24 protein-coding genes are annotated in these 25,646 nt (G+C 68.0%); 15 read left to right on the top strand and 9 right to left on the bottom strand.

Features of this window, described 5'->3' with window-relative positions; genetic code table 11:
* Positions 1-40 precede the first annotated feature (40 nt).
* Positions 41-439 carry a hypothetical protein gene (locus BO221_RS26555; protein WP_233166272.1) on the top strand — a complete coding sequence of 133 codons (399 nt, stop codon included), beginning with the start codon at positions 41-43 and terminating at the stop codon, positions 437-439.
* Positions 440-851: 412 nt separating this feature from the next.
* On the opposite strand, the gene BO221_RS26550 is transcribed toward BO221_RS26555, so the two are convergent.
* Complete coding sequence (locus BO221_RS26550) at positions 852-1,598, bottom strand: SDR family oxidoreductase (RefSeq protein WP_073563329.1); 747 nt, start codon at positions 1,596-1,598, stop codon at positions 852-854.
* A gap of 104 nt (positions 1,599-1,702) precedes the next feature.
* Here BO221_RS26550 and BO221_RS26545 point away from each other — a divergent pair, with 104 nt between their 5' ends.
* From BO221_RS26545 to BO221_RS26520, 6 genes are all read left to right on the top strand, one after another.
* Complete coding sequence (locus BO221_RS26545; RefSeq protein WP_073563328.1) at positions 1,703-2,389, top strand: TetR/AcrR family transcriptional regulator; 687 nt, start codon at positions 1,703-1,705, stop codon at positions 2,387-2,389.
* Positions 2,386-3,381: a 3-oxoacyl-ACP synthase III family protein gene (locus tag BO221_RS26540; protein ID WP_073563327.1), complete on the top strand. Its 996-nt coding sequence runs from the start codon at positions 2,386-2,388 to the stop codon at positions 3,379-3,381. The genes BO221_RS26545 and BO221_RS26540 overlap by 4 nt, the downstream gene beginning before the upstream one ends.
* Positions 3,382-3,417: 36 nt before the next feature.
* The gene (locus BO221_RS26535) at positions 3,418-4,965 is read left to right on the top strand and encodes a long-chain fatty acid--CoA ligase (RefSeq protein ID WP_073563326.1); all 1,548 of its coding nucleotides are present in this window, start codon (positions 3,418-3,420) and stop codon (positions 4,963-4,965) included.
* 79 nt (positions 4,966-5,044) lie between these two features.
* Positions 5,045-5,692, top strand: a complete 648-nt coding sequence (locus BO221_RS26530; protein WP_073563325.1) for a hypothetical protein — start codon at positions 5,045-5,047, stop codon at positions 5,690-5,692.
* Positions 5,693-5,741: 49 nt separating this feature from the next.
* Positions 5,742-7,406, top strand: coding sequence for a hypothetical protein (locus BO221_RS26525; RefSeq protein WP_073563324.1), 1,665 nt, complete (start codon positions 5,742-5,744; stop codon positions 7,404-7,406).
* 2 nt (positions 7,407-7,408) lie between these two features.
* Positions 7,409-8,422 (top strand): alpha/beta fold hydrolase, encoded by a 1,014-nt coding sequence (locus tag BO221_RS26520; RefSeq protein ID WP_073563323.1) that lies wholly within the window; start codon positions 7,409-7,411, stop codon positions 8,420-8,422.
* Positions 8,423-8,471: 49 nt separating this feature from the next.
* Here BO221_RS26520 and BO221_RS26515 read toward each other — a convergent pair whose 3' ends face one another.
* A complete protein-coding gene (locus tag BO221_RS26515; RefSeq protein ID WP_073563322.1) occupies positions 8,472-9,512 on the bottom strand; it encodes a lipase family protein in 1,041 nt (346 codons plus the stop codon).
* Between the two features lie 193 nt (positions 9,513-9,705).
* Here BO221_RS26515 and BO221_RS26510 point away from each other — a divergent pair, with 193 nt between their 5' ends.
* Both BO221_RS26510 and BO221_RS26505 read left to right on the top strand, forming a co-directional pair.
* Positions 9,706-10,575 carry a DUF2381 family protein gene (locus BO221_RS26510; RefSeq protein WP_073563321.1) on the top strand — a complete coding sequence of 290 codons (870 nt, stop codon included), beginning with the start codon at positions 9,706-9,708 and terminating at the stop codon, positions 10,573-10,575.
* A gap of 350 nt (positions 10,576-10,925) precedes the next feature.
* Positions 10,926-12,062: a hypothetical protein gene (locus BO221_RS26505; protein ID WP_073563320.1), complete on the top strand. Its 1,137-nt coding sequence runs from the start codon at positions 10,926-10,928 to the stop codon at positions 12,060-12,062.
* Here BO221_RS26505 and BO221_RS26500 read toward each other — a convergent pair.
* Genes BO221_RS26500 through BO221_RS26490 form a run of 3 tightly spaced genes read right to left on the bottom strand, consistent with a single transcriptional unit; the run spans position 12,059 to position 14,149 of the window.
* Positions 12,059-13,021 carry a homocysteine S-methyltransferase family protein gene (locus BO221_RS26500; protein WP_073563319.1) on the bottom strand — a complete coding sequence of 321 codons (963 nt, stop codon included), beginning with the start codon at positions 13,019-13,021 and terminating at the stop codon, positions 12,059-12,061. The two genes, BO221_RS26505 and BO221_RS26500, sit on opposite strands and share 4 nt — an antisense overlap.
* A gap of 25 nt (positions 13,022-13,046) precedes the next feature.
* Positions 13,047-13,829 (bottom strand): SDR family NAD(P)-dependent oxidoreductase, encoded by a 783-nt coding sequence (locus tag BO221_RS26495; RefSeq protein ID WP_073563318.1) that lies wholly within the window; start codon positions 13,827-13,829, stop codon positions 13,047-13,049.
* 38 nt (positions 13,830-13,867) lie between these two features.
* On the bottom strand, positions 13,868-14,149 hold the full coding sequence (locus BO221_RS26490; RefSeq protein WP_073563317.1) for a hypothetical protein: 282 nt from the start codon (positions 14,147-14,149) through the stop codon (positions 13,868-13,870).
* Between the two features lie 153 nt (positions 14,150-14,302).
* Between BO221_RS26490 and gcvA the strand changes: the two genes are divergently transcribed.
* Positions 14,303-15,226 carry a transcriptional regulator GcvA gene (gcvA, locus tag BO221_RS26485; protein WP_073563316.1) on the top strand — a complete coding sequence of 308 codons (924 nt, stop codon included), beginning with the start codon at positions 14,303-14,305 and terminating at the stop codon, positions 15,224-15,226.
* Between the two features lie 45 nt (positions 15,227-15,271).
* On the opposite strand, the gene BO221_RS26480 is transcribed toward gcvA, so the two are convergent.
* Both BO221_RS26480 and alr read right to left on the bottom strand, forming a co-directional pair.
* On the bottom strand, positions 15,272-17,212 hold the full coding sequence (locus BO221_RS26480; protein ID WP_073563315.1) for an FG-GAP-like repeat-containing protein: 1,941 nt from the start codon (positions 17,210-17,212) through the stop codon (positions 15,272-15,274).
* 230 nt (positions 17,213-17,442) lie between these two features.
* Positions 17,443-18,648 carry an alanine racemase gene (alr, locus tag BO221_RS26475; protein ID WP_073563314.1) on the bottom strand — a complete coding sequence of 402 codons (1,206 nt, stop codon included), beginning with the start codon at positions 18,646-18,648 and terminating at the stop codon, positions 17,443-17,445.
* Positions 18,649-18,785: 137 nt separating this feature from the next.
* Here alr and BO221_RS26470 point away from each other — a divergent pair, with 137 nt between their 5' ends.
* The 5 genes from BO221_RS26470 to BO221_RS26455 all read left to right on the top strand — a co-directional run bounded on the left by BO221_RS26470 (position 18,786) and on the right by BO221_RS26455 (position 22,961).
* Complete coding sequence (locus BO221_RS26470) at positions 18,786-19,895, top strand: hypothetical protein (protein ID WP_073563313.1); 1,110 nt, start codon at positions 18,786-18,788, stop codon at positions 19,893-19,895.
* A gap of 78 nt (positions 19,896-19,973) precedes the next feature.
* Complete coding sequence (locus BO221_RS54030) at positions 19,974-20,168, top strand: hypothetical protein (RefSeq protein WP_143195695.1); 195 nt, start codon at positions 19,974-19,976, stop codon at positions 20,166-20,168.
* A gap of 77 nt (positions 20,169-20,245) precedes the next feature.
* Complete coding sequence (locus BO221_RS26465; protein ID WP_233166271.1) at positions 20,246-21,571, top strand: amidohydrolase family protein; 1,326 nt, start codon at positions 20,246-20,248, stop codon at positions 21,569-21,571.
* Between the two features lie 26 nt (positions 21,572-21,597).
* Complete coding sequence (locus BO221_RS26460) at positions 21,598-21,867, top strand: MoaD/ThiS family protein (protein ID WP_073563701.1); 270 nt, start codon at positions 21,598-21,600, stop codon at positions 21,865-21,867.
* Between the two features lie 2 nt (positions 21,868-21,869).
* A complete protein-coding gene (locus BO221_RS26455; protein WP_073563312.1) occupies positions 21,870-22,961 on the top strand; it encodes a sialidase in 1,092 nt (363 codons plus the stop codon).
* A gap of 6 nt (positions 22,962-22,967) precedes the next feature.
* Here the strand turns inward: BO221_RS26455 and BO221_RS26450 are convergent, their stop codons facing one another.
* Positions 22,968-23,528 carry a regulatory protein RecX gene (locus BO221_RS26450; RefSeq protein ID WP_073563311.1) on the bottom strand — a complete coding sequence of 187 codons (561 nt, stop codon included), beginning with the start codon at positions 23,526-23,528 and terminating at the stop codon, positions 22,968-22,970.
* 193 nt (positions 23,529-23,721) lie between these two features.
* On the bottom strand, positions 23,722-25,539 hold the full coding sequence (locus BO221_RS26445; protein ID WP_073563310.1) for an acyl-CoA dehydrogenase: 1,818 nt from the start codon (positions 25,537-25,539) through the stop codon (positions 23,722-23,724).
* Positions 25,540-25,646: the final 107 nt, after the last annotated feature.

The raw sequence follows: 25,646 nt of genomic DNA, 5'->3' as shown, positions 1-25,646 counted from the left end.
CCGGCGGCGGGTGAGCGCCGGGCCTGTGGGAGGATGCAGGATGAGCAGGAAGACAGCCACATCGCCGCGCCGGGCCTCCGGCCGCTTCCCGAAGATCTCCGCGGTCACTCCGCTGCCGGGCTCTCGCGTGGAGAGCGTGCAGGGGTGGATCGAGGCCATGGTCATGCCCCGGGAGGAGCCCGGAGCGACCTGGCAGCCGTCCATCTCGCGCGACCGCTCGCACGCGCACAAGAGTGCGTGTGAGCAGAGCAAGAACTTCCGCGACTCGGTGCTGAACTACCTGCAGGCGCACCACCTCATGGGCGCCGTCAGATGGATCAGCGAGCCGGGCTCCACGGAGATGGTGACGCTCTACTGCACGCCCCGCGTGTTGGAGCAGCTCCAGCGCTCGCGCGAATTCGATGCCGGCCGCACCGCTGGCCTCGAGATGTACACCTGAGCCTTCCCCTCAGTTGTGACACCTGAGCGGGGCCCGAGGTTCCCCTCGGCGTCGGGACTACCGGACTGCGTGCGGTTCGCTCGGCTCCCTCGACTCGCGGGGCTCGCCGCCCTGGGTGGGCGTGTCCCGCCTGCCATGCTCGACCTTCCGAGCGTCCCGTCTATTCCCGACTGGAAATGATTTACTCACTTGACTTCCAAGCGGCAACCCCCTGAACGCTTGTTGCGGTTGCATCTGGGCGAAGAAGTCCCACCTTGCACCCTTTTTGATCGCGTTGTGCACGGGCCCCCCCGTGTGTGCTCCCTCTCCCCCTGGGAGAGGGTTGGGGTGAGGGTCTTCCTCCCCCTGTCCCTTGAACGAACGGGCCGGGCGGATGGGTCTGACCCCGTTCCGCGCCGGCCTGTTCACCCACCTACATCGTGAGGCCGCCGTCCACGTCGATGGTGCGGCCGTTGAAGTAGTCGCACTCGAGGACGAACTTCACCGCCAGCCACAGGTCCTCGGGCAGGCCAATGCGGCCCACGGGGATGTTGGCCACCAGGGCGTCGCGGGCCTTCTGGTTCATGCCCTGCGTCATGGGCGTCTCCACCATGCCGGGGGCCACGGCGCCCACGCGGATGCCGAAGGAGGCGAACTCGCGCGCCCAGGTGAAGGTGTTGGCGGCCAGGGCGGCCTTGGCGGACACGTAGTTGCTCTGCCCGCGGTTACCGTGCCGGGCGATGGAGCTCATGTTGACGATGACGCCGGGCTTCTGGTCCGTCTGCACCATCTTCGCCACCACCTCGCGCACCATGAAGGTGGCGCCGGTGAGGTTGACGCCGATGACGGCGTTCCAGTCCGCGGTGGAGAGCTTCTTGATCTCTCCCGTGGTCCGGTCCTTCTTCACCAGAAGTGAGTCGCGGAGGATGCCGGCGTTGTTGATGAGGCCATTGAGGCCGCCCATGGACTCGTGGGCCCACTGCACGAAGGCAATACAGTCCTCTTCCTTGGACACGTCCAGGCGGCGGCGGTGGATGCCCGCGGGCAGCGCGGCGAGCTTCTCATCGGCCACATCGCCCACGGCCACCTGGGCGCCGGCCTCGTGGAGCCGCGTGGCGAAGTGAGCGCCCATGCCCTGGGCGCCGCCCGTGACGATGACCTTCAAGTCCTTGAGCTGCATGCGTTCCCTCTCGTGACTGACGCAATGCGTTGCATGTTTGTGCGTCAGTGATGAATGACGGTTTTTGACAATACCGCGAGGGGAGTGTTACGCAAGGTTGAAAGATGAATCGGTCTTCAACTTCGGCAGCCGAGCGCCTTGTTCCAGCGACCCCGCGCGGCCAGCGCACGCGCCAGCGTCTGCTGCTGGCGGCGGAGACCGTCTTCGGGGAGAAGGGCTACGAGCACGCTTCCATCGCGGATATTACCCGGGAGGCGGAAGTCGCGCTGGGAACTTTCTACGTTTATTTCCCGGACAAGCAGTCCATCTTCGTCGAGGTGGTGGACGAACTGGGCGCGCGGCTGCGCCGGCTCATCGCCGAGGCGGTGAGGGAGTGCGAGGACCGGATTGAAGTGGAGCGCGAGGGTCTGCGCACCTTCTTCCAGTTCGTGAGCCGCCACCACAACCTGTACCGGATTGTGCGGCAGGCGGAGTTCGTGGATGAGGCGTGCTACCGGCGCTACTACGACCGTTTCGCCGAGGGCTACGTGTCGGGCCTGGAGCGGGCCATGGCCAAGGGCGAGGTGCGGCGCATGGACGCGGAGGCGCTGGCCTACTGCCTGATGGGCATTGGCGACTTCCTGGGCATGCGTTGGGTGCTGTGGGACCGCAAGGGCGGCCTGGAGCACGTGTTGGACACCGCGATGGAGTTCATCCGCCACGGCATGGACGCACGTTCTGCTGGAGGCGACACCGGCAGCAAGAAGGGGCCGCGCAAGGTGCGCGCTCCGCGGAGCAAGACGAACCGATGAGATACGCCAACATCCTGGCCACCGGCCGCTATGTCCCCGAGAAGGTCCTCACCAACGCCGACGTGGAGCGCATCATCGGCGAGCCGGTGGACGAGTGGCTCCAGCAGAACGTGGGCATCAAGCAGCGCCACCTGATGGCGGACAACCAGGTGACGAGCGACCTGTGCGTGGAGGCCGCGAAGCAGGCCATGGAGCGCGCGGGGGTGAAGCCGCAGGATCTGGATCTCATCATCATCTCCACGGACACGCCGGACTACCTGAGCCCGGCCACGGCCTCGGCGGTGCAGGCGAAGCTGGGCGCGAGCAACGCGGGCACGTTCGACATCAACGCCGCGTGCGCGGGCTGGGTGACGGCGCTGGACGTGGCGAGCAAGACGATCGCCGCGGACGACAGCTACCAGCGCATCCTGGTGGTGGGTGCGTACGGGATGAGCCGGTACATCAACTGGAAGGACAAGAAGACCTGCACGCTCTTCGCGGACGGCGCGGGCGCGGTGGTGCTGGGCGCCAGCGACAAGCCAGGCTTCATGGGCGCGAAGCTGCTGGCGGCCGGCGAGTACCATGACGCGCTGGGCGTCTACACGGGCGGCACGTACCGGCCGGCCACGGCGCAGACGCTGGAGCTCACCAACGGCAAGCCCTCGGTGCAGTTCGTGCGCAAGTTCCCCGCCACCTTCAACACCGAGCGCTGGCCCATGCTGCTCAAGCAGCTGCTGGAGCGCGCGAAGCTGACGATGAACGACGTGGACCACTTCGTCTTCACCCAGCTGAACCTGCGCACCATCGAGGCCACGATGAAGGTGCTGGAGCAGCCCATGTCCAAGACGAACTGGACCATGGACAAGTGGGGCTACACGGGCTCGGCGTGCATTCCCATGACGCTGGATGACGCGGTGGTGCAGGGCCGCATCAAGAAGGGCGACCTGGTGGCGCTGTGTGCCAGCGGCGGCGGCCTCGCGATGGCCTCGGCGCTCTACCGCTGGACGGCCTGAGCGTACCGGCAACACCACGGCAGGAGGGGACGACGCATGTTCATCGGCGATTGGATGGGCCGGGGGGCCATGTACTGGCCCGAGCACACCGCGGTGGTGGACGTGGCCAGGGGAGAGTCCGGCCGCTTCACCTACCGTGCGATGAACGCGCGCGCCGAGGCGCTCGCGGGCTGGTTGCGTGACGTGGCCGGCGTGGCACCGGGAGACCGGGTGGGCCTGGTGGCCCACAACGGCGTGGAGTACCTGGATGCCTTCTTCGCCTGCGGCAAGCTGGGCGCCATCTTCGTCCCCTACAACTGGCGTCTGCATGCGCAGGAGCTGTCGGAACTGGTGCGTGACACCGGCCCGCGCGTGCTCCTCTACGGCGATGACTTCCGCGGCGCCGTGTCCACCGTGCGCGAGCAGGTGGGCAGCGGGCTGCAGCTCGTCCACCTGGACGGGCAGGGGCTGCTGGCGAGCGTCCCGTACGCCCGGACGCTCGAGCACGTGTCCGCCTCGAAGGTGGCGAACCCGCGGGTGAGCGAGGAGGACATCATCTGCCTGCTCTTCACCGGCGGCACCACGGGCAAGAGCAAGGGCGCGCGCATCAGCTACCGGATGGTGGCGTGGAACACGCTCAACACGCTCATCCACGAGGTTCGTCCCGGCGACGTCACGGTGACGCACACGCCCATGTTCCACACGGGCGGACTGCTCGTCTACACGGTGCCGATGCTCTCCAGTGGCGGCACCGTGGTGCTCATGCGCCGCTGGGACGCCGAGGAGATGTTGCGGCTGGTGGAGCGCGAGAAGGTGACGCTCTTCTTCGCGGTGCCCACGCAGTACCAGCAGATGTATGACTCGCCGCGCTTCCGCTCGGCGGATCTCTCCAGCGTGCGCTTCGTGACGAGCGGTGGCGCACCGCTGCCGGTGCCCCTGCTGCAGGCGTGGCAGGCGGTGCACCAGGTGCCCTTCAAGCAGGGCTTCGGCATGACGGAGTTCGGCCCGGGCCTCTTCAGCATGGGCCCCGAGTTCGCCGTGTCCAAGGCGGGCTCCATCGGCCGGCCCAACTACTTCATCGACGCGCGCCTGGTGGACGACGACGGCCGCGACGTGCCCGAGGGCGCCACGGGCGAGCTCATCCTCAAGGGCCCTTCCATGTGCTCGGGCTACTTCGAGAACGCGGAGGCCACGGCCGAGGCCATCGACAAGGACGGCTGGCTGCACACGGGCGACCTGGCGCACCGCGACAAGGACGGCTTCTACTTCATCAACGGGCGCAAGAAGGACATGTTCATCTCCGGCGGGGAGAACGTGTACCCGCTCGAGCTGGAGACGGTCCTCTACGAGCACCCCGCCGTGCAGTCCTGCGCGGTGGTGGGGGTGCCCGACCCCAAATGGGGCGAGGTGGGCCGGGCCTTCGTGGTGCTCAAGCCCGGGACGCAGGCCTCGCCCGAGGCGTTGCTGGAGCACCTGCGGGGCCGGTTGGCGCGCTACAAGGTACCCAAGCAGGTGGAATTGGTGGCCTCCCTGCCGGTGTCCGCGGCGGGAAAGATTCTCAAGCGCGAGTTGCGTGAGCGGGCCATCAAGGCCGGCGTAAGCTGAGCCCAACCCCTTTCACGGGGCAATCCCAGACACATTGCGTCAACGGAGCCGGCATACGCCGGGAGAGAGGAACTGTCACATGAAGAAGCAACTGCTGTCGGCGGTGGTGCTGTGTGCGCTGAGCGTGGTGGGCTGCGAGGAGGACCTCACCCCCACCCCGGATGCGGGCACGACGGACACGGACGCGGGCACGGACGCGGGCACGGAGATCAAGTACAACACCGCGGACAAGGTCTTCACGTTCCTGGAGGGCAAGACGATGGTGATGGAGGGGGCCAACATCCCCAGCCATCCCAATGGCATCAACGAGAACCTCCTCTACGACCCGAGCACCCAGTGCTACAACAAGGTCACCATGCAGATGGCGTCCCGCAACCTCACGGTGACCAGCGTGCGCGCCGTGGTGGAGGGCGCGAGCGGCCAGGGCTCGGTGGGTGACTGCAACCGCGACAACATCCGCGACACGCTGGCCCCGTTCGTCTCCACGGTCGTCAACATCGAGAACGTGAAGGAGGACGGCACCTGCTTCGACATCACCGCCACCTTCAACGGCTTCTCGCAGTCGGGCCGCGGGTTGATCTCCCAGGATGGTACGAAGGTGCAGCTGGAGCTCTACTTCGCGGCGACCGGCCACCGCTGCGCGGACGGCGCGGTGGGCGCGAACACCGTCAAGCTGAACGGCAATGCCTTCACCGGCAACGCGATCCAGACGTACGTCATCCAGTAATACCCAACCGCGCTCGTGAGCGCGCACCCTCTCCGGAGACGAGACACGTATGACGTGGCGGTGGCTTGCTGACACGACTGGCAGGACGAAGTTTCGAGGGTGCGCGCTGGCGCTGGCCCTGGGTATGACGGGGCTGGCGCTTCCCGCGGCGGCGCAGAGCACGCCGCTGCCGGGGGCTTATGCCGAGTGGCAGGAAGCCCGGGAGCGCACGGAGGACGCTCCCGCGCGGGAGTTCGTCCTCATCAACTACTTCTTCACCCGCGTCACGGCGAGCAACCAGCTCGGTGACCCGGCGGGTCTCCGGGGCGTGTCACTCGGCCCCATCGGCTTCCCCGCGGGCAGCGCGGTGCGCGTGGAGAAACGCGAGGCCTTCTTCGTCGAGCAGCGCTGGATTCCAGTCATCGAATACAGCCCCATCTTCGTGGATGGCATGGCCAGCTTCCGTGCCCAGTTCGAGGTGGACTACCTCTGGGGCCGTGCGGCCAACACCGTCCAGCAGAACGAGGGCGGTGGCTTCAACGCGGATCAGATCAACATCCAGACGAAGAACGTCAACGTCGCTCTCTACCCGACGAAGGATCCCAACCAACTCACCCTCCTCTTCGGTACCCAGCCCGTCTACGACTCCGTCCACGACCCGACGCGCGCCCCGCTCGGCGACATCATCCGGACGGGCTACAAGCTGACCTTCCTGGGCAGTGATGCCACCGGTCTGTCCGTCTTCAGCAACTACCTGGGAGGCCAGGCCCGCCTGAGCCTGCTGCCGCTGGGCAGCTTCCAGGCGGACAAGGCCACCGATGACGATCCGCGCCTCAAGTTCGTGTGGACGGCCCTCGCGGATTACACCTACCCGCTGGCTCCGGGCACCAACGTGGGCCTGTCCCTGTGGCACCTGCGCGACGACACCAAGGGCGAGGCCTATGCCTTCGAGGGTCTGGTGCGCAGCGGCCCCGGCTCTCCGGGACTCGGCAGCTTCACCGGCGCGCCGCAGTTCGCCATCGAGCGGCCCAGTGGCTGGGTGACGTGGCTGGGTGCCAACTTCAACCACAACATCGACTTCCGCACCGGGCCGTTCGGCGCCTCCGGCTTCGTCATGTACAACGCGGGCCGTTTCCGCAGCAACCGGCCCGACACGACGCTCAACCGCCAGGTGGATATCAGCGGCCTGTCCGCCAACCTGGAGCTGCTCTACAACTTCGGGCGCACCTCGAATGACCTCGTCACGCTCGAGGGCATGTTCTCCACGGGTGACTCGGACCTGCGCGACGGCCGCTACACCAGCGCCTTCACCTTCAACGAGTACGGCCTGCCCGGCGCCGTGTGGTTCAACCACAAGATGCTCATCCTATTCCCCTTCACCAGCACGGTGAACAACTACACGGGCGCGGTGACGGACATCTCCAACCAGGGCTTCGGTCTGCAGAGTGTCATCGCCACCGGCGCGTATGACCTCATCCCCAACAAGCTCAACCTCAAGCTGGGCGTGGGCCACGCGCGGAGCTCCGTCACCGCGCCGGAGAACACGCCGGGCATCCCCCGTGGCCGCATCATCGGCACGGAGATCAACGCCGAGCTGCGCTACACCATCCGCTACCTCATGACCGTGGGTCTGCACGGTGGCTACATGTTCCGCGGCGCCTTCTACAACGGGAACCCGCGCGTCACCGAGAACCCGTGGGCCGCCTTCACCACCTTCACCTGGTACGCCTTCTGACCATGAAGACTCGTGCTCTGGGCCTGCTCGCGCTCGCCGCCCTCTCCTCCGGGTGCGTCACCTCGTACAAGGCGCGTCCGCCCCTGTCCTTCCAGGACTTCGACTACTCCTCCCTCGACGGCAAGCCCTGGCCCCTCCAGCGCCTGGCCCTGCCCGGCACCGCCGCCACCCACCACCTCGCGCGCGTGCCCGAGGTCGCCTACGTCGAGCTCAATCCCCAGGGACAGCAGACCGTCCTCTTCATCCACGGCCTGGGCTCGTACCTGAAGTTCTGGCGCTATCAGCTCGATGCCTTCGCCGCCCAGGGCTACCGCGTCATCGCCGTGGACCTGCCCGGCTTCGGCAAATCCGACAAGCCCGCCTCCTTCCCCTACACCATGGAAGCCATGGGCGACGCGGTGCACGAGCTCGCCCAGAAGCTCGGCGCGCAGAAGCCCATCCTCGTGGGCCACTCCATGGGCGGGCAGACGTCCCTCTCCTACGCCCTGCGCTACCCCGAGGACGTGAAGGCACTCGTGCTCACGTCCCCCGCCGGTTTCGAGAAGTTCAGCGCGAAGGAGAAGGCCTGGTTCAAGCGCTCCTTCAGCGTCTCCCTCATCAAGGGCTCGCCCGAGTACGGCATCTGGGGCAGCGTGCGCCAGTCCAACTTCGAGCGCTGGCGCCCCGAGCTCGCCTGGCTCATCGAGGAGCGCGTGCGCGTGGTCAAGAGCCCCGAGTTCGACTCCTACGCCTACGCCAACGTGCGCACCGTGAACGGGCTCGCGAACAACGACTTCGTGCGCGACAGCCTCCACCGCGTCTCCGTCCCCACCCTCATCATCTACGGCGAGGACGACCGCCTCATCCCCAATCCCTTCCTCCACGGGGGCGAGGTGCGTGACATCATGAGCTACGGCCACCAGAACATCCCCGGCTCGAAGCTCGTGGGGCTGGACCGCTGTGGCCACACCGTCCAGATGGACTGCCCCCAGGACTACAACGTGCAGGTGCTCGCGTTCCTCGAGGGCCTGGAGTGAAGGGTCCTCCCTCTCCCCCTGGGAGAGGGCCGGCCCCCACCCCCCTCCACTACGGGATGGTGTGGTTCCTCACCATGTTGAACTGCACGTTCTGCGTGAGGTCCTTCGAGTTGAAGTGCCCGTACGGATAGGCCGAGTACGTCTTCTCGCCCGTCTGTCCCGGGATGCGCGAGGTGTAGCTGCCGTAGACCACGTTGCCGTAGCCGATGATCTCATCCGCGGTGGACCAGATGGAGTAACGGTAGGCGCCCTCGTAGCTGCTGCTGCTCCGCAGGTTGTCGAGGTACGCCGAGCGGCCCGTGACGAAGGCGCCGACCAGGTAGCCCGGGTACAGGCCGTTGGTGCTGCCGCAGGTGGGCGTGCCCGGGCCCGTCTGGTAGCACGAGGTCAGGCCCAGGTTGGCGCCCGCGATGCCCACGAAGGTGTCCACCGAGGACGTCAGCGGCGCGCCCACGTAGTACTGGCCGCCCTCCAGCGAGTCCGTGGCGTAGCCGCCGAGAATCGCCTTGCGCGCCAGCGTCACGCCCATCGAGTGCGCGATGATGTCCACCTTGGCGGCGCCCGTGTAGGCCTTCACCGCCTCGATGAACTTGCGGACCTTCATCACGTTTGTCTTCGAGTGGTACTGGTACGCCGACATCATGGCGTCCGCCGGGCCCCACGTCGTCGCGTACAGCTCGCTCGTCTTGTAGCCCTTGGATTGGAAGAACTCGATGGAGGCATTCCAGCCCGACTGGCCCGCCGTGCCCGTGCCAATGGCCTTGTCCGAGTTGCCGTGGATGAAGATGACCGGCTGGTTCACCACCGTGTCCGTGCTGCTCGCCTTGCCGCCATGGCTGCCGCCCGCCAGGTCCGCGCGCACCAGGTTGTACGTGGGCTCATAGCCATTGGCCCTCAGCCAGTCACGGAAGTGCGTGGTAAAGCCAGACGTCGACACCGCCGCCTGCTCCGCGCTGCCCGTCTCCTCCGCGGACGCCTCCTGCACGGGGGCCTCCACCGGAGTCTCCACCTCCTCGGCGGGACCGCAGCCTGGAACGAACGCGCCCAACAACAGCGCACCCGTCAATGAAAGGGAATGACGCAGCCGCATGATTGCTACTCCTTGTTTTGGATGGGGAGCATGCGGCACGGGGGTGTGTGCCGCATTGCACGATTATAACGTTTTTCACGATTCATTGCCCGTGCGTTGGAGTTGGTGGGTGCACGAAAGGGCGACCTGTCCCCTCGCCATGTCAGTGCCTGCTGCGTAGGTTGGGTGACGCATGAGGTCAGGAATCACGCAGATGACTCTCTGCGTCATGCTGTTCCTGACCACGCGTGTCTCCGCTGAGGGGCAGGAGGCGCAGCACGGCTTACGCAAGCCGAGGCTGCGTGCAGTCCGGGTGACGGGTCGGGCCGAGGAGGTACGCGTGGCCGCCAGGACGGCGACGCGGATCCGTTTCGACACCGCCCTGGACGCGGAGCGCACGCGTCTGGAGGACGGGCTCGGGCGCTTCGAGCCGCTCCTGATGGGCAATGGCTTCCTCATCGTCACCCCGCGCGAGGAGCTCCCCGGCGGTGAGCACGTGACGCTGCGGGTGGTGCTCTCCGATGGCACCGAGGTGCCCTTCGTGCTCGCCACCAGCGACTCCGAGGTGGACGTGCAGGTGCGCGTTTCCCGCTACGACCTTCGTCCCCGTGGAAGGGCCGAGGCACCGGCCACAGTCTCCGCGGTGTGGCGCGAGCGGGTGTGGGGGCCTCGCGGCGCGAGCGCGGAGTGGCCCGAGCGGCGGCGCTCGCGTTGGGACGAGGGCCGGGCCGGACGGCTCGCGGAGTCCATGTTGGTGCTCGCCGCGCGCTCCGGGCCACTGCAGCAGGGAGTGCCGGGCGCGGGGCTCGAGGTGGAACGGCGCCAGTTCCACGCCGGAGGACTGTCCGGCTTCGTGGTGCGCGTGAGGAATCCGGACCCGCTGCGGTCCTGGGAGCCCGGCGATGTCCGGGTGCGTCATGCGGACGGAGGCGGGGAGGTGGAGGTGCTGGCCCTGCGGATGGGGCCCGGGTCGCTCCCGCCCGGAGGGTGGGGGTGGCTCGTCGTCGTCACGCCGGCGCTGCCCGAGGACGGGCAGGCCCGGTTCGAGCTGGAGCTGCGGGGGCGGAAGGGCGTCGCGCTGTAAGGGCAGCCGTGAGTGCAGTCGTGAGCCCGGAGGACGTCATGAAGATGAACAAGAAGACGTACTGGCGTCGTTGGATGTTGGCCCTTGGTGCTGCCGCTGCTCTCGCCGGAGGTGCGGCCTACGCCCTGCAGAAGGAGTGTTGGCAGTGCTCGCCCTGCGGATGCTCGTCCGATGGTGGTTACCTCATGTGTTGTGACGTCTACGCTTGCTGAGCGAGGCGCGCGACTCATGAAGATTGGTGCGGAACCCGGGCACGTCTTCCTCCCATAATGAGGGAGGCGTGCCTGGAGACATCGCACCGTGACTGGACTCGCCACCTCACGGAGGGGATGACATGAGAGGCGCAGCACATGCGTGAGCGGACACGCTCGAAACGGTTCGCGCTCGCGTTCGCCTTTGGCGGCGTCGCGGTCTTCCTCTGGCAGCTCGCTACTGCGTCCCCGGGCCCCGTTCCCTGGGAGCCGCCCCCGCTTTCCGGCCCGCTCCTCATTCCCCGCGCTTCTCCCCGGCCCCGGGCCCTCCTGCATGGCGCCTCCGTGCTCGATGCCAGCTTCGCGGCCTCCTCGGCCTCGCGCCTGGTGAAGGCCGTCCCCGCCTGGGTGTACTCCCATCCGTTACATGGTGTACCGGCAGCTCCTCCCGAGCCGCCGCCGCCTCCACCGCCTTCGCTCGCCAGTGTGATGCCGCTGTCCTCGCGGGAGCTCGCGCCGGATGGGCTTCCCGTCTCGGCGATGCGCTGCAAGCGGACCGGCGAGGGGCTCGACTGTGGAAGCTGCCGCACCGATGGGGACTGTCCCGCCGGCCAGGGTTGTGTGGCCAACCGCGAGACGCGCCGCTTCGAGTGCATGGCCTCCGAATGCGAGGTGGATGCCCACTGTTTTCCGGGCAGCCTGTGTCGAGCCGTCACAACAGGGGCCACCGGCATCGTCGTCCGCCGCTGTTCCCCCGAAGGTGTCCGCCGCGAGGGGGAGTCCTGTGATGCGCTGCCCGTCTCGCCCGCCAGCTCCTGCCGCGAGGGACTGCGCTGCGTGAACCAGGTGTGCTCCGCGCCGTGCTCGCAGGATGGCGCCGTGCGCTGTGCCCAGGGTTTCGTCTGCACCGACAGCCGCGAGGGCCCCGGTTGTGTTCCGGACTGTCAGCAGCTCGGATGCCCCGAGGGGCAACTGTGCTCCCGCGTCCAGGAGGGCCAGTACCAGTGTCTCGCGGCCTCGGAGGGGGATTGCCGAGACACCCCGTGCTCCGAGGGCGAGCGCTGCAACATGCGCATGTCCCGGGGCAGGGCCGTCTTCTGGTGTGCTCCGCTCTGCAACCCCGTGCTGTCCGGTTCATGCTCCGCCGGGAACGTCTGCGGCATGGGCAGCTCCACCGCCAGCACCTGCTTCCGCCAGTGCGAGCCCGGGGACCCCCAGTCCTGTGGCCCCGGTTGGACCTGCTCCACCGTCACCGAGGACATGTCTGTCTTTGGGTGTACCCCGGAGTTGCGTTAGGCCCTGTCTGACTTTGTCAGGGCACTGGCGAGTGCGGCGATGTGCCGCTCGTCGGTGCCACAGCACCCGCCGAGCAGGCGCGTGCCGAGTTCCGCATGGACGCGGGCCATTTCCCGCGCGAAAACGTCCGGGGGCTCGCTGTCGAGCTCCGCGCGCCCGTCGAGTTCCTCGGGCGAGAGGCGGGAGGTATTGGCCTGCAGGCCCACCACTCGCGCGCCGAGGGAGGGCGAGGCGGCCAGCTGGCGCGACAGGCCCTCGCGGAAGGCGGAGGGGTGGACGCAATTCACCATGTACGCTGCCGGGCGCGCACCGGGCAGGGCGTCGATGCGCGCCACGGCCTCGCCCAGCGGGGTTCCGTCGAGCAGCGTCCCGGTGGGACGGAGGACGAAGCTCAGCATGAATGGCGCCCCGGTGCGCGCCATCGCCAGGGCGAGGCCCTCGGCCTCCGAGAGGGCCGGCAGCGCCTGGGCCACGAGGAAGTCCACCCCGGCGCGGGCGAGCGCCTCCACATGGGGCGCGTGGAAGGCCGCCGCCTCCTCGCGGGGGAGGGCCTCCGCGGGTTGGTAGGCGTCCCCGCGGCACCCGACGAGCCCCCCGATGAAGACGCTCGCCCCCCGGCCGCCGGCCTCGTCGCGCAGGCCCGCCAGCAGCCCCACTGCCTCGGTGAAGACGTCCCGGCCAGCGAGGCCCGCGCGCGCGAGCCGTTCCTCGTTCGCGCGCCAGGTGGGCGTGAGGAGGAGGGTGGGCAGGCCGTGGCGCAGACCGATGTCACGGTAGTCGCGGTAGATGCCGGCGAGCGCCTCGCGTCCCTCCGGACTGAAGAGGAGGCCCGCGTTGGCCACGTGCGGGTCCAGCAGTCCCGCGGGGTGGCGGCGCAGGCGCTCGACCACGGAGCCCTCGGCGAGTATCAGCGGTGCCTCGTCCAGGGCACGAAGGAAAGGTGAAAGATTTCTGGTCATGGTGCCTGGGGAACCCTACCAAGGGTCAGCTGTACTTGTTGCGTCCTGCCATGACGCCGCCGTCGACATCCCAGATTGCGCCGGTGACCCAGGAGGCCTCGTTCGACAACAGATGGGCGATGGTCCGCGCAACATCCTCCGCGCGGCCCACGCGGCCGAGCGGATGGAATCCGTTGAACCCCTGGAGCGCACCGTGAACCTGCTCCTTCGGGATGAAACCCTCGTAGATGGGGGTCTCGACGACTGCCGGTGAAACCGCGTTGACGCGGATGCCATGGCCGGCCAGCTCCATCGCCAGGTGCTGCGTCAGCGAGTGAAGTCCTGCCTTGGCCATGGAATAGGCCGAGGAGGGAGTGGCCTGGATGGCCTGCCTGGCCCACATCGAGCCGATGTTCACGATCGCGCCCCCCTTGCGCAGCGCGACCATGGACCTGGCGACGGCCTGCGTGATGAAGAAGGTGGCCTTGTTGATGTCGAGATACAGGTCGTAATCGCGTTCCTCGTGCTCCAGGAATGCCTTCGGCAGGAAGACGCCCGCCGCGTTGACCAGCAGCGTCGCGTCGGCGTGGTCCCTGTTCAGTTGGGCCACCAGCGCCTGTCTCTCCGTGCCAGAGGTGATGTCCGCGCGCAGGCCGTCCACGGGACCGAACGCAGCCAACTCAGCGACGGCGGCCTGGACCTTGTCGTCCCGATGCCCGATGACAACGGCTCGCCCGCCCTCCTCGAGGACGATGCGGGCAACGGCCTTCCCCATTCCGCTGGTACCGCCCACGACGATGAGCTTCTGCTGGGTGAATCGCGCACTCATTGAAAGTTGCTCCCTTGCTTGGCCCGGCACGGAAAACCTCAGGCGGCCTGATAGATTCGGACGTTTGGGGCGGCGTCGAGGAGCGGCTTCAACGCGGTCACGACATCGGCGTTGAACAGGCCGCTCTCGAGGTAGGCGCTGGCCTGCTGCGCCGTGTCGAACCCGTGGAGCACCTGCACGTCCTCGTCACGGACGAGCAATTCCTTCGACTGCGCGCCGGCGATCGTCTCGAGGAATGGCGCCTTGTAGCGCTGGTACACGCCCACGGCCGCGGGCCGGTTGGCGGGAGAAATCTGCAGAGTGATTTGAAGGTAGACCATGGGTTTCCTCCGTTTGGACGTCTGTACTGCGTGTAAGATGAGCTATCCCGCAGGGGCAGCTCACCGAGGGCCGACGAGGAATTCATGCGTCTGGGTACCCGCCGCCGCAAACGAGATGTTCTTGGCTTCCGGCAAAGGAAATCTTGACCGCCCATGAGCGCGCCCGAATACCTCAACGCCCTGCGCGCCTTCGAGGCGAGTGCCAGGCACGAGAGCTTCTCCGCCGCGGCCGCCGAGCTTCACGTGACCCCGGCGGCGGTCGGACAACTCGTGCGAAGCCTCGAGGAGGCGCTCGGCATACCGCTGTTCCTCCGAGGCACGAGCGGACCGAAGCGGCTCGTCCTCACCGAAGCGGCCCAGCGGGCGCTGCCGGAAATCCGCGCCGGGTTCGAGCGGCTGAGCGCCGGCGTCGCGCGGTTGAAGGAGAGCTCGTCGGCGGGTGTGCTGACCGTGACGGTCAGCCCCGCCTTCGCGGCCAAGTGGCTCCTGCCGCGCCTCGAGCGGTTCCAGGCCGCATGGCCGGAGCTGGACGTGCGGCTCGACGTGTCCATCGAGTTGCTCGACTTCGCCGCGCGCGGGGTGGATATCGGCGTGCGCTACGGAGCTGGTGTCTGGCCCGGGCTGAGCGCCGACAAGCTCTTCGACGAGGAGGTCTATCCCGTCTGCTCGCCCGCGCTCCTGCGGCAGAGCCGCCGTCCGCGCCGGCCGTCGGACCTGGGCGGCCTACGACTCATCCACGACCGGTCCGTGGATGCCCGCGCGGGGTTCGCCACGTGGGAGGCCTGGCTCGAGAAGGCGGGCGCGAAGGACGTCGAGACGAAGCGAGGCCTGCGTATCAACAACTCCGCCGCGGTGCTGCAGGCGGCAATCGACGGGCAGGGCGTGGCGTTGGCCCGCAGCATCATGGCGCATGACGACCTCGCGGCCGGACGGCTGGTGCGCCTGTTCCCCGAGGTGGAGTTCCCTTCCGCGCTCGCCTACTACGCCGTCTACCGGCCCGAGTGCGCCACGCTCCCGAAGCTGGTGGCGTTTCGTGAATGGCTCGTTCGCGAGGCGTCCGAGCGCCAGGCTCTCTGACGGAGGACCGCCACCTCCATCAGACAGAGCCTGGACGCGGAGGCGTCAGTACCGGGACAGGTAGGCGCGGGAGCCGCCATCCGCCGCGCCGTAGTTCCAGTAGATCTGGTCCGCCGCCCCGCTGCCGTCGAGGTCCGCGAAGAAGTACTGCGTGTTGGCGGACTGGCTATATCCCGGGTTGTTCATCAGCGGGCCTCCCGAGAAGCCCGTGGCCGAGCCGAGGTACACCTGGATGCGCCCCTCGCGGTAGTCCGGACGCCAGAAGAGCTTGTCGGCGTGGCCATCGCCGTTGACGTCGGTGAAGTAGAGCCGCGTCTCGGGATTGCCGCTATAGCCGCCCGTGTGCGAGGTCAGGAAGGTGAACGTGCCGTTGCCGTTCGAGGCGTAGACGCGCGTGCGCCCCGAGTCCGCCGCCGGGTCCCACACGATCTTGTCCGCACGGCCGTCTCCCGTGACGTCCGCGAAGTAGAAGTGCGCGTCGCCGTTCTGGCTGCTCCCGGCATCCGTGTTGGTGTTGGACCAGGCGAAGGTTCCGTCACAGTTCGACAGGTAGACGCGCGCCCGGCCCGAGTCGAACGTCGGGTTCCAGTAGATCTTGTCCGCGCACTTGTCCCCGGTGATGTCCGCGAAATGGAAGGTGGTCGCGCTCGACTCGCTCCCGCCGTTGTCGTTCGAGTTGGTCCAGCGGAACGTCCCGTCACAGTTCGACAGGTAGACCCGCGTGTGGCCCGTATCGAAGGTCGGGTTCCAGTAGATCTTGTCCGCGCACGCGTCCCCGTTCACATCCGCGAAGTAGAAGGTCGTCGCGTTGGACGCGCTCCCTCCATTGTCGTGCACGATCGCCGGACCGAAGGTCCCGTTGCAGTTGCCCCGGAAGGCCTGGGTCGCTCCTCCGAGCAACGTGGGATTCCAGGACAGCTTGTCCGCGCAGCCGTCCCCCGTCACGTCCGCGAAGTAGAGCCGCGTGCTCGCCGAGGTTCCGTTGCCCTGCGTATCCGTCGTCGAGCCCGCCTGGAATACCGCCGGACGGATGGTCGCCATCACCGCGAAGTGGTCCGATGGCGAGATGCCGTCGTACTTGCTCGTGTCGATGAGCTGGTCCGACGTGGTCATGTCCCCGCCACTCACGAGGATGTAGTCGAGCCGGTTGTAGTTGGTGCTCGGGTTCTTCCAGGAGCTGTTGAAGGTCGCCGTGTCCGCCGTCGTGGCTCCCGTGTGCCGCGCCGAGCGGTACAGCGTCGGGGACGCTCCCGTCTCGAGCATCGCGATGGAGTCGTCGTTCGTCGAGTTCGGGTTCTGCGGGTCGGAGTTGAAATCTCCGAACACGATGATGGAACGGCCTGTCGCCTTCTGGGTGATGATGCCGCGGATCAGCTCCGCGTTCTTCTCTCGCGCCAGGCCACAGTTCACTCCGTGTGCCGGGTGCGAGTTGACCAGGAAGTACTGGCGGCCCGAGAGTTTGTCATCGAGCTTGATCCAGGCCGCCGTCCTCCCGGATGCATTCGGGTAGCAGGCGTTGGACTCGGCGTACGGATTGGCGATGCTGAAGTAGCCCTGCACGTCCGTGCCCGCCGCCAGCGCGAACCGGCTCCGGCGATAGAAGATCATCTTCGGGCTTCCGTTCGGCGGCTTGTAGTAGTCGTAGTTCCCCTGGAACGCGTTGATGAGATCGTTCTGGATGGCCGCCGCCGACGCCTCCTGCACTCCGAAGACGTCCGGGTTCCTCGCGGAGATGAGCTTGATGACGTCCGGGCTCCGCTGCGTCCAGCTGTAGATGCCCGTGTCATCCGCGTTCACCTGCCGCACGTTGTATGTCATCACCGTGAACGGCCGGTGATCCACCGCCGCCGCTGACTCGAGGCTCGCGAGCTCCTCGGGTTCGTGCGCGTCCAGTGTCGCCGGTCCACAGCTGGACCACAGCGTCGTCAGGGCCAGCAGGGCCGGGCCCTGGAGATTGATGCGAAGCCTGCGCGTCTCGAGCTTCATCTCTGCGCTCCTCTTGGGGGGGAGGCGCATCCTCGAAGAGTGGGACGGTGAGTTCAAGTAATTCGTGAATTGATTGGAATCCCTCACCCTAGCCCCTCTCCCAAAGGGAGAGGGGACATCGCACGGGCTCAACCCGGGATTCGTGGCACCCTCACCCCGTCCCTCTCCCGAGGGGAGAGGGGTTGTTGGTCCGTGAGGGTTCTTGACTGTGTTTGGGATTGGACCCTTGGCTATGGGACTACGACCCGGCGCAGGTGGGCGCCCAGGCGCGTCGTGAACTCGTAGTGGATCGTCTGCGCCCAGTCCGCCAGGTTCTCCACGTGCAGGTGCTCGTCCCCATCCTTGCCGAGCAGCGTCGCCGTCAACAGCCGCTCGTCATGCGTCGCCCTCGTCACGTCCACGATGATGTGGTTCATCATCACCCGCCCCAACACCGGGCACCTCCTCCCGTTCACCAGTACGTGCGCCTTCCCCGACAGCAGCCGCGCGTACCCGTCGTAGTACCCCACCGGTAGCACCGCCACCCGCGTCGCCTCCGCGCACCGGTACGTGCACCCGTACCCCACGTAGCTCCCCGCCGGCAGCCACTTCACCACCTGGCTCGGGCACCTCCACGACAGCACCGGCCTCAGCTCCGGCACCCGCCCCAACACCAGCCGCGCCGAGAGTCTCGTCTCCGTCGACGGCCACAGCCCGTACAGCGAGATGCCCACCCGCTGCGCGTCGAAACGCGCCCTCGGCAGCACCAGCGTCGCCGCGCTCGCCGCCATGTGCCGCTGCAATGGCTCCTCCACCGGCACGCTCGTCCGCAGCGCCATCAGCCCACCCTCGAAGACGTCGAGCTGGGACTCGGCGTACGTCTGCTCCGTCACGTCCTCCGTGTTCGCGAAATGGCTCAGCACCCCCACCACCCGCAGCACGTCCGCCGCCTCGCGCAGGAAGTCCAACTCGCCCCCCGCGATCTGCCCCGGCGTGAAGCCCTCTCGCCCCAGCCCCGTGTCCACGTGCACGTGCACCCTCAGCGGGTGCTCCAGTTTCGCCCGGCGCAGCTCCTCCGCCGTCTCCCTCCACGAGCCGTCCCCCACCACCACCTCCACCCCCGCTCGCGCCAGCGCCACCGCCTCCTCCGCGTCCGTGGCGCCAATCACCAGCACTTGCTTGCGCGGCAGTCCCTTCGCTTGCTCGAAGGCCCGTGCCGTCAGCGCGTCCCCCGGCGTGATGAAGTACAGGACGTCCACCAACGGGTGCACCAGCGGCAACATCTGCGTCAGCCCGTGGCCGTATGCATTGCCCTTCAACACCGCGCCCAGCGCCCTCGGCCCATTCGTGTCCACGGATAGCTTGCGCAGCGTCGCCACGTTCGCCGCCAGCGCTCCCGCCGACAGTTCCAGCCTCGATGCCACCTTCGCCGGTGCTCCCGCAGTCACTTCGTGCATCTTCCGCCTGACCGTCCTTCGCGCCCGCCGGCGCCCTGTGTGATTCTTTTTCTTCCAAAGCCCGCCCCATTGCACGCTCCATCCGAGCGGGCAGCCATGGGAGCGTCCGATGCTCCGCACCCGGAGGGGAGCCGCTCATGTCTTCCAAGTTGGCACTGAGCCCCGATGACACGGACTGGGAGCGGCCCACCGCCGGCCCCGGTTTGCTCCTGGATGTGCCCGCCGAGGGGTCCTGGCGCCATCGGCCCTTCTTCCACGTGCAGGCCACTCCTCCCTTCCTGCGCTTGATGGCCGGAACGCAGCCCCTGCTGTGGATGCATGTGGAGGAGGGCTGGGAGACCTGTGGCTTCCTGCGCGGCCCCGCTTGGGTGCCCGCCGTCCTTCCGCCCATCACCGCCGCTGACGTGCGCGCCATCCGCGAGCAGCCGGGTTCTCCCGCCTGGTGGGATGCCTGGAACCGCTATGTCGTCCGTCACCTCGAGGCTTCTCCCGCGTCGCCGCTCCACGCGGGCCGCTGGTGTCTTCGTCCCCTTCCCGAGGTGGACGCCGGCGCGGCCCGGAAATACTCCACCCGTCCCGCCGGGCCCGGCGTGCCGCCCGAGCCCCCGTACCTGGTCCATGGCGTCAGTGCTCTCGGCTTCGAGCCCTTCTGGCGCGAGTATTGGCAATTCGATGGGTACTCCCGGGACTCCCTGGGCGAGGACTTTCCTCCCAGTCCTCCCAAGCACTCGGGGCAGTTCGTCTGGTGTGGCGGGGTCATCTCGCTCCGGCCTCCCTCTCCCGAGGACTCCGGCCGCTTGAAGGTCTGGCGCAAGGCCGCTCGCGACGGCTCCCTTCCTCCCGTGCTCCTCTTCTACCTGGCCCCCTTGCGCAAGTGGGTGGTGCTCGATGGGCATGACCGGATCCTCGCCGCCTCGTTCGAGCAGTGTCCCGTGCCCATCCTCGGGCTCTGGCTGGTGCGCGAGTCGCCTGTCCCCGAGGAGGCGATCGCTCATGCGCGCAGGCGCGCCGAGCGGATGGTGGAAGGGCGTCTGCGGGAGGACGTGGCTCCGGATGTTCTCGATGACGTGAATCGCTACGTGCTGAAGGGGTACGTGGACGTCCACCGCTCCGCCATCACCCGCGCCTGGCCTCTGCCCGGCGGCGCCCGCGCCTGGCGCTCCGAGGTGCTCGACTGGTGCGAGTCCCAGCGACTGCATCCCCAGGCTTGGGAGTGGGAGCGCTTCGTGGCCCCCAGTTGGTGGTGAGCCCGGCCGTGCCCCTGGCGGGGGAGGGGGCTCGCTTCGTTCCCGTCGTGCGCATCCTCTCCGGCAGGAGGTCTCCCCATGAGCATCTGGCAGAAGCTGTCCTCGCGTTTCCGTGGGCATTCCGATGAAGAGGCGTCTCGTCCTCGACCTGAATCCACTGGCATGTCCTATGCCGACTTCGAGCGCGACAAGGACCTCAAGGAACGGCAGCTCTCCGGCGCCTTCGAGCCGCCTTTCGGCAAGGACGCCTCCGCCATCGAGCAGGACGAGTAGGGGGGACGGGTCTGGAGAACGGGGACGGGCACCCTCACCCCGGGGAGCGAGGGGATGGATGGCGAGTGAGGAGTCCTGTGATAGGTCGCTCGCTCGTTCCTCCTTCCTCCCTGCTCTCCATGCGCCTCCTGCTCGCCCTCCTCGTCGCGCTCCTCTGTGTCGTGCCGTCCATGGCCTCCGCACAGGCTGCCAGCCCCGCTGTGTTCCTCCTGCGTCCCGCCCGTGTCTTCGACGGTGTCTCCGCGAAGCCCCAGGAGGGTTGGGTCGTGCTCGTCCGAGGGGACCGCATCGCCGCCGTCGGGCCCGCTGCCCAGGTGACCGCTCCCCTGGGGACGGAGGTCGTCGAGCTTCCCGGCACCACCCTCGTCCCCGGTCTCATCGAGGCGCACTCGCATCTGCTCCTCCACCCCTACAACGAGACCTCCTGGAATGATCAGGTGCTCCGCGAGCCGCTCGCCCTCCGCGTCGCCCGCGCCACCAATCACGCCCGCGATACGTTGCTCGCCGGCTTCACCACCGTGCGCGATCTCGGCACCGAGGGCGCCGCCGATGCCGATGTCGGTCTCAAGCAGGCCATCCAGCAGGGCATCATCCCCGGGCCCCGCGTCCTCGCCACCACCCGCGCCCTCGTCGCCACCGGCTCCTATGCCCCCAAGGGCTTCGCTCCCGAGTGGCACGTCCCCCAGGGCGCCGAGGAGGCCGATGGTGTCGACAACCTCATCCGCGCCGTCCGCGGCCAGATGGGCAAGGGCGCTGATTGGATCAAGGTCTATGGCGATTACCGCTGGGGCCCGCGCGGCGAGGCGTTCCCGTCCTATTCGCTCGAGGAGATGAAGCTCATCGTCCAGACCGCTCGCGACGGTGGACGCCCCGTCGTCGTCCACGCCAGCACCCCGGAAGGCATGCGCCGCGCCGTGCTCGCCGGTGCGGAGAGCATCGAGCACGGGGACGGTGGCACCCCCGAGGTCTTCAAGCTCATGGCCGAGCGCGGTGTCTTCTTCTGCCCCACGCTCGCCGCCGGGGATGCCCTCCACCAGTACGGCGGATGGAAGAAGGGCACCGACCCCGAGCCCGCCGCCATCCAGCAGAAGCGCGCCAGCTTCCGCGCCGCCCTCGCCGCCGGTGTCACCATCTGTAATGGCAGTGACGTGGGGGTGTTCGCCCATGGCGACAACGCTCGTGAGCTGGAACTCCTGGTCTCCTACGGCCTGTCGCCCCTGCATGCGTTGAAGGCCGCTACCTCCGTCAACGCCCGCATGCTCCACATGGAGGACCGCATCGGCCAGGTGAAGGAGGGGCTCTTCGCGGACCTCGTCGCCGTCGAGGGAGACCCCACCCGCGACATTTCCGCGCTGCGTCACGTCCGCTTCGTCATGAAGGGCGGCACCGTGTTCCGGCGGTAAGCACCCCGATGCTAGGGTGCGCCGCCGTGCCCCGCATCTCCTTCACCTCGAGCCTCCAGCGTCATGTCTCGTGCCCCACCGAGCAGGTGGGCGGGACCACCGTTCGCGAGGCCCTCGAGCACTACTTCGCCCGCCATCCACAGGTGCGCAGTTACGTGCTCGATGAGCAGGGGGCACTGCGCCATCACGTCGTCGTCTTCGTGGATGGCGGCCAGCTTCGTGATCGTTCGGGCCAGCAGGAGCCGATCGGCGAGGCCTCCGACCTCTACATCATGCAGGCACTCTCGGGGGGTTGATCATGTCGGATCGCATCTTCGTCGCCACGCGCAAGGGGCTCTTCGAGCTCCGGCGTTCCCAGGGCCGGTGGCGTATCGCCCAGACGTCCTTCCTCGGTGATCCGGTCTCGCTCGTCGCGAAGTCTTCCGCGGATGGCACCCTCTATGCCGCGCTCCACCTGGGCCACTTCGGCGTGAAGCTGCGCGCTTCCTCCGATGGCGGTCAGCGCTGGGACGAGCTCACCGCCCCCGCCTTCCCCCAGAAGCCGGAAGGGCTCGAGGAGACGCTCCCCGATGGCAAGCCCTGGCCATGGCGCGTCGAGCAGATCTGGGCCCTCGAGGTCGTGGACGGCACCCTCTGGTGCGGCACGGTCGGTGGCGGGCTCTTCCGCTCGAAGGACCGGGGCCAGTCCTGGGAGCTGTGCCGCGGCCTCTGGGAGCACCCGCTGCGCAAGCAGTGGTTCGGTGGTGGCACGGACCTGCCGGGCATCCACTCCATCTGCCCGCATCCGAAGAACCCGAACGAGCTCGCCGTGGGCGTCTCGTGCGGCGGCGCGTGGCTCACGCGCGATGGGGGCGAGCACTGGGAGGTGAGCCACGGCATGTTCGCCGAGTACATGCCTCCCGAGTTGTGCGAGAACCCGGCCACCCAGGATCCGCACCTGCTCGCGCGCTGCGCTTCGCACCCGGACCGCATCTGGGCCCAGCATCACAACGGCGTCTTCCGCTCCGATGACGGGGGCTCCCGCTGGGTGTCCATCCCCGAGAGCGCTCCGAGCGTCTTCGGTTTCGCCATCGCGGCCCACCCGTCCAACCCGGACATCGCCTGGCGCGTCCCCGCCATCAAGGACGAGCAGCGCTTCCCCGTGGACGGCCGCGTCGTCGTCTCGCGTACCCGCGACGGCGGCAAGAGCTGGGAGGTGCTGCGCGAGGGCCTCCCCCAGGAGCACGCCTATGATCTCACCCTGCGCCACGCGCTCGACGTGGATGCCTCGGGAGAGCGGCTCGCCTTTGGCAGTACCACCGGCTCGCTCTGGGTCTCCGAGAACGGCGGGGACTCCTGGGTGCACCTCTCCGCGCATCTGCCCCCGATCTACGCCGTCCGCTTCGCCTGAGCGTTTCTAGCCCGCGGAGTCGATGATCTTCTTCGCGATGGCGAAGGAGAACCCCGCCCTCGCCAGCGCCGCGAGATCCCTCTGCCGGTTCTCCTCGCGCGTCTTCGCGTTCGTCCGGAAGGGGCCCAGCCGCTTCTTCCGCGCCCAGATCTTCGCCGCCTCTTCCTCGGAGAGCTCCGCGGTGGCGTCCGCCAGCTTCTTCGCCACCACGTCCGCCGAGACGCCCTTCAGCCTCAGTTTCTGGGCGATGACCCGCGCGCTCCGGCCCGAGTTGCGCAACGAGTGCGCCTTCATCCCCGCGTAGGCCTCGTCGTTGATGAGCCCTCCGCGCCTGAGCTTCGCCACGAGCTCGTCCACCCAGCCGAGTGCCTCGGTCCGCTCTCCCCCGTGCTCCTTGAGGGAACGGTCCACCCTGCGCATCAACACGCGCTTGAGCTGGCTCTCCGTTGCCGCGTACCGCTTGAGGTAGTGCAGCGCCGCGTTCTCCAGATAGCGGGGAGACACCTTCCTCGGCTTCTTCCGCGGGCGCTCGGCCTTCCGGCCCTGTTCTCCCTGCTGCTCTTCCATGGCGAGGCTGGGTGTAACACCCGGGTCAGACGTCCGGCAGCGCTTCCGTGGTTGCTGGTCTGGACGGCAGACGGACAGGCACGGTGGGGATGCACGGATCCAACCTGGGACCCGGGCACCCTCACCCCGTCCCTCTCCCGAGGAGAGAGGGGATGTTGGGGCTGTGGGGAAGTTGGGGCAGTGGGGTACTCGGTTAGAACGCTTCTTCGGGCACTTCCATCAGGTCCAGCGTGCCCTGCTCCACCATGCGCGCGGCGTGGGCAATCCCCGGCAATACCTCGTGGCAGAACCAGCGCGCGCTCGCGAGCTTGCCCATGTAGAAGGTCTTGTCGCCCGCGTTCGTCTTCATGCGCTCCAGCGCCACCGCCGCGTGCCGCACCAGCAGCCAGCCCACCACGAGGTCCGCCAGCGACAGCAGCACCCGGTTGCCCTGCAGGCCCACGTGGTAGATGGACTCGCCCATCTTCCCCAGCAGCGCTCCCAGCATTGTCTCCAGGTCCGCCAGCCCCTTGCTCAGCGCCGCCCGCTCGGCCTCCAGCTCCTTGCCGCCCTCGCCCGACTCCACTGTCGCGCGCACCTGCCCCAACAGCCGCTGCAGCGTCGCCCCTCCGTCCCTCGCCACCTTGCGCAGCAGCAGATCCAACGCCTGGATGTGCGTGGTGCCCTCGTAGAGCGAGTCGATCTTCTGGTCCCGGATGTACTGCTCCATCGGGTAGTCCTTCAGGTACCCCGAGCCCCCGAAGCACTGCAGCGCCGTCCCCAGCAACTCGTATCCCCTGTCCGAGCAGTAGCCCTTCACCAGCGGCAGGAGCAGGTCGTTGAGCGAGTCATACTCGGCGGCCTCCAGCGCCCGGTGCCCACCCTTGAGCTCCACCTGGTCCTGGATGGAGGCGGTGTAGAGGCAGAGCGCCCGCATGCCCTCGGCGTGCGCCTTCTGCGCCATCAGCATCCGCCGCACGTCCGGGTGGTGGAGGATGGTGACGCGCGGGGCCTTGGCGTCGCGCGCCTGCATCAGGTCCGAGCCCTGCTTGCGATCCTTCGCGAACTCCAGCGCGTTGAGGTACGCCGTGGACACCGTGGCCATGGACTTGATGCCCACCGCCATGCGCGCCTGCTCGATGATGTGGAACATCTGCCGGATGCCGTCGTGCACCTCGCCCAGCAGCAGGCCTCGCGCCGGCTTCCCGTCACCGAAGGTCAGCTCGCACGTCACCGAGCCCTTCAGGCCCATCTTGTCTTCGATCTTCGTGCACACCACGCCGTTGCGCTCGCCCAGCGCGCCGTTCTCCTCCACCCAGAACTTGGGCACGATGAAGAGCGAGAGCCCCTTGGTGCCCGGGCCCGCGCCCTCGGGCCGCGCCAGCACCATGTGGATGATGTTCTCCGTGTTGTCCGTCTCCGCGCTGGTGATGAAGCGCTTCACGCCCTCGAGCTCCCAGACGTCCCCGCCCACGTGCCGCGCCTTGGCCCGCGCCGCGCCCACGTCACTGCCCGCGTCCGGCTCGGTGAGCACCATGGTGCCCACCCAGCGCCGCTCCATCATCGCCGGCAGGAAGCGCTTCTTCTGGGCCGCGGTGCCCAGCCGGTCGATGACGCGCGCCAGCACTCCGCCCAGCGTGTAGAAGGCCACCGCCGGGTTGGCCCCCACCATCAGCTCGAACGCCGCCCAGCCCAGCGAGGGCGGTGCTCCCATGCCCCCCAGGTGCACGGGCAGCTCCAACTGGCCCATCCCCGACTCGTGATAGGCCGCCAGCGCCTTCTGGATGCCCGGCGGCAGCGTCACCGTCCCGTTCTCCAGCTTCGGCGGGTTGTGCTCGGGCTCGGTGAAGCTCGGCGCCATCTCCTTGAGGCACACCTCGGCGAACGTCTCCAGCGTCTGCCGCGCCGCCGTCTCGTCGAAGTCCCCGAAGGGCGCCTTGCCCAGCGAGCTCCGCCCGATCTCCAGGAACTCGAAGAGGTTGAAGTTCAGGTCTCGCAGGTTGGCCTTGTAGTGGTTGGGCGCGGACGACATCTCGGCCTCCGACTGGAACGGGTTGTGCGGGTAGAGGCCCAGGCTACCCCGTGTGATGGGCCGGATCCGCCATGTTTTCGCGGGGGGGTCGCAACCGGGGCCCGCTC

This window comes from Archangium sp. Cb G35, assembly GCF_001896145.1.
Lineage (GTDB): Bacteria > Myxococcota > Myxococcia > Myxococcales > Myxococcaceae > Archangium > Archangium violaceum.
This window is presented reverse-complemented; position numbering and strand designations above follow the sequence as displayed.

What these genes read in the sequence shown, in the direction of transcription:
- BO221_RS26500 (WP_073563319.1), bottom strand. Translation starts at nt 13,021, where the DNA reads ATGACCAGAAATCTTTCACCTTTCCTTCGTGCCCTGGACGAGGCACCG.
- BO221_RS26490 (WP_073563317.1), bottom strand. Translation starts at nt 14,149, where the DNA reads ATGGTCTACCTTCAAATCACTCTGCAGATTTCTCCCGCCAACCGGCCC.
- BO221_RS26445 (WP_073563310.1), bottom strand. Translation starts at nt 25,539, where the DNA reads ATGTCGTCCGCGCCCAACCACTACAAGGCCAACCTGCGAGACCTGAAC.
- gcvA (WP_073563316.1), top strand. Translation starts at nt 14,303, where the DNA reads ATGAGCGCGCCCGAATACCTCAACGCCCTGCGCGCCTTCGAGGCGAGT.
- BO221_RS26505 (WP_073563320.1), top strand. Translation starts at nt 10,926, where the DNA reads ATGCGTGAGCGGACACGCTCGAAACGGTTCGCGCTCGCGTTCGCCTTT.
- BO221_RS26525 (WP_073563324.1), top strand. Translation starts at nt 5,742, where the DNA reads ATGACGTGGCGGTGGCTTGCTGACACGACTGGCAGGACGAAGTTTCGA.
- BO221_RS26510 (WP_073563321.1), top strand. Translation starts at nt 9,706, where the DNA reads ATGACTCTCTGCGTCATGCTGTTCCTGACCACGCGTGTCTCCGCTGAG.
- BO221_RS26450 (WP_073563311.1), bottom strand. Translation starts at nt 23,528, where the DNA reads ATGGAAGAGCAGCAGGGAGAACAGGGCCGGAAGGCCGAGCGCCCGCGG.
- BO221_RS26530 (WP_073563325.1), top strand. Translation starts at nt 5,045, where the DNA reads ATGAAGAAGCAACTGCTGTCGGCGGTGGTGCTGTGTGCGCTGAGCGTG.
- BO221_RS26495 (WP_073563318.1), bottom strand. Translation starts at nt 13,829, where the DNA reads ATGAGTGCGCGATTCACCCAGCAGAAGCTCATCGTCGTGGGCGGTACC.
- BO221_RS26540 (WP_073563327.1), top strand. Translation starts at nt 2,386, where the DNA reads ATGAGATACGCCAACATCCTGGCCACCGGCCGCTATGTCCCCGAGAAG.
- alr (WP_073563314.1), bottom strand. Translation starts at nt 18,648, where the DNA reads ATGCACGAAGTGACTGCGGGAGCACCGGCGAAGGTGGCATCGAGGCTG.
- BO221_RS26550 (WP_073563329.1), bottom strand. Translation starts at nt 1,598, where the DNA reads ATGCAGCTCAAGGACTTGAAGGTCATCGTCACGGGCGGCGCCCAGGGC.
- BO221_RS26515 (WP_073563322.1), bottom strand. Translation starts at nt 9,512, where the DNA reads ATGCGGCTGCGTCATTCCCTTTCATTGACGGGTGCGCTGTTGTTGGGC.
- BO221_RS54030 (WP_143195695.1), top strand. Translation starts at nt 19,974, where the DNA reads ATGAGCATCTGGCAGAAGCTGTCCTCGCGTTTCCGTGGGCATTCCGAT.
- BO221_RS26555 (WP_233166272.1), top strand. Translation starts at nt 41, where the DNA reads ATGAGCAGGAAGACAGCCACATCGCCGCGCCGGGCCTCCGGCCGCTTC.
- BO221_RS26535 (WP_073563326.1), top strand. Translation starts at nt 3,418, where the DNA reads ATGTTCATCGGCGATTGGATGGGCCGGGGGGCCATGTACTGGCCCGAG.
- BO221_RS26480 (WP_073563315.1), bottom strand. Translation starts at nt 17,212, where the DNA reads ATGAAGCTCGAGACGCGCAGGCTTCGCATCAATCTCCAGGGCCCGGCC.
- BO221_RS26520 (WP_073563323.1), top strand. Translation starts at nt 7,409, where the DNA reads ATGAAGACTCGTGCTCTGGGCCTGCTCGCGCTCGCCGCCCTCTCCTCC.
- BO221_RS26455 (WP_073563312.1), top strand. Translation starts at nt 21,870, where the DNA reads ATGTCGGATCGCATCTTCGTCGCCACGCGCAAGGGGCTCTTCGAGCTC.
- BO221_RS26545 (WP_073563328.1), top strand. Translation starts at nt 1,703, where the DNA reads ATGAATCGGTCTTCAACTTCGGCAGCCGAGCGCCTTGTTCCAGCGACC.
- BO221_RS26470 (WP_073563313.1), top strand. Translation starts at nt 18,786, where the DNA reads ATGTCTTCCAAGTTGGCACTGAGCCCCGATGACACGGACTGGGAGCGG.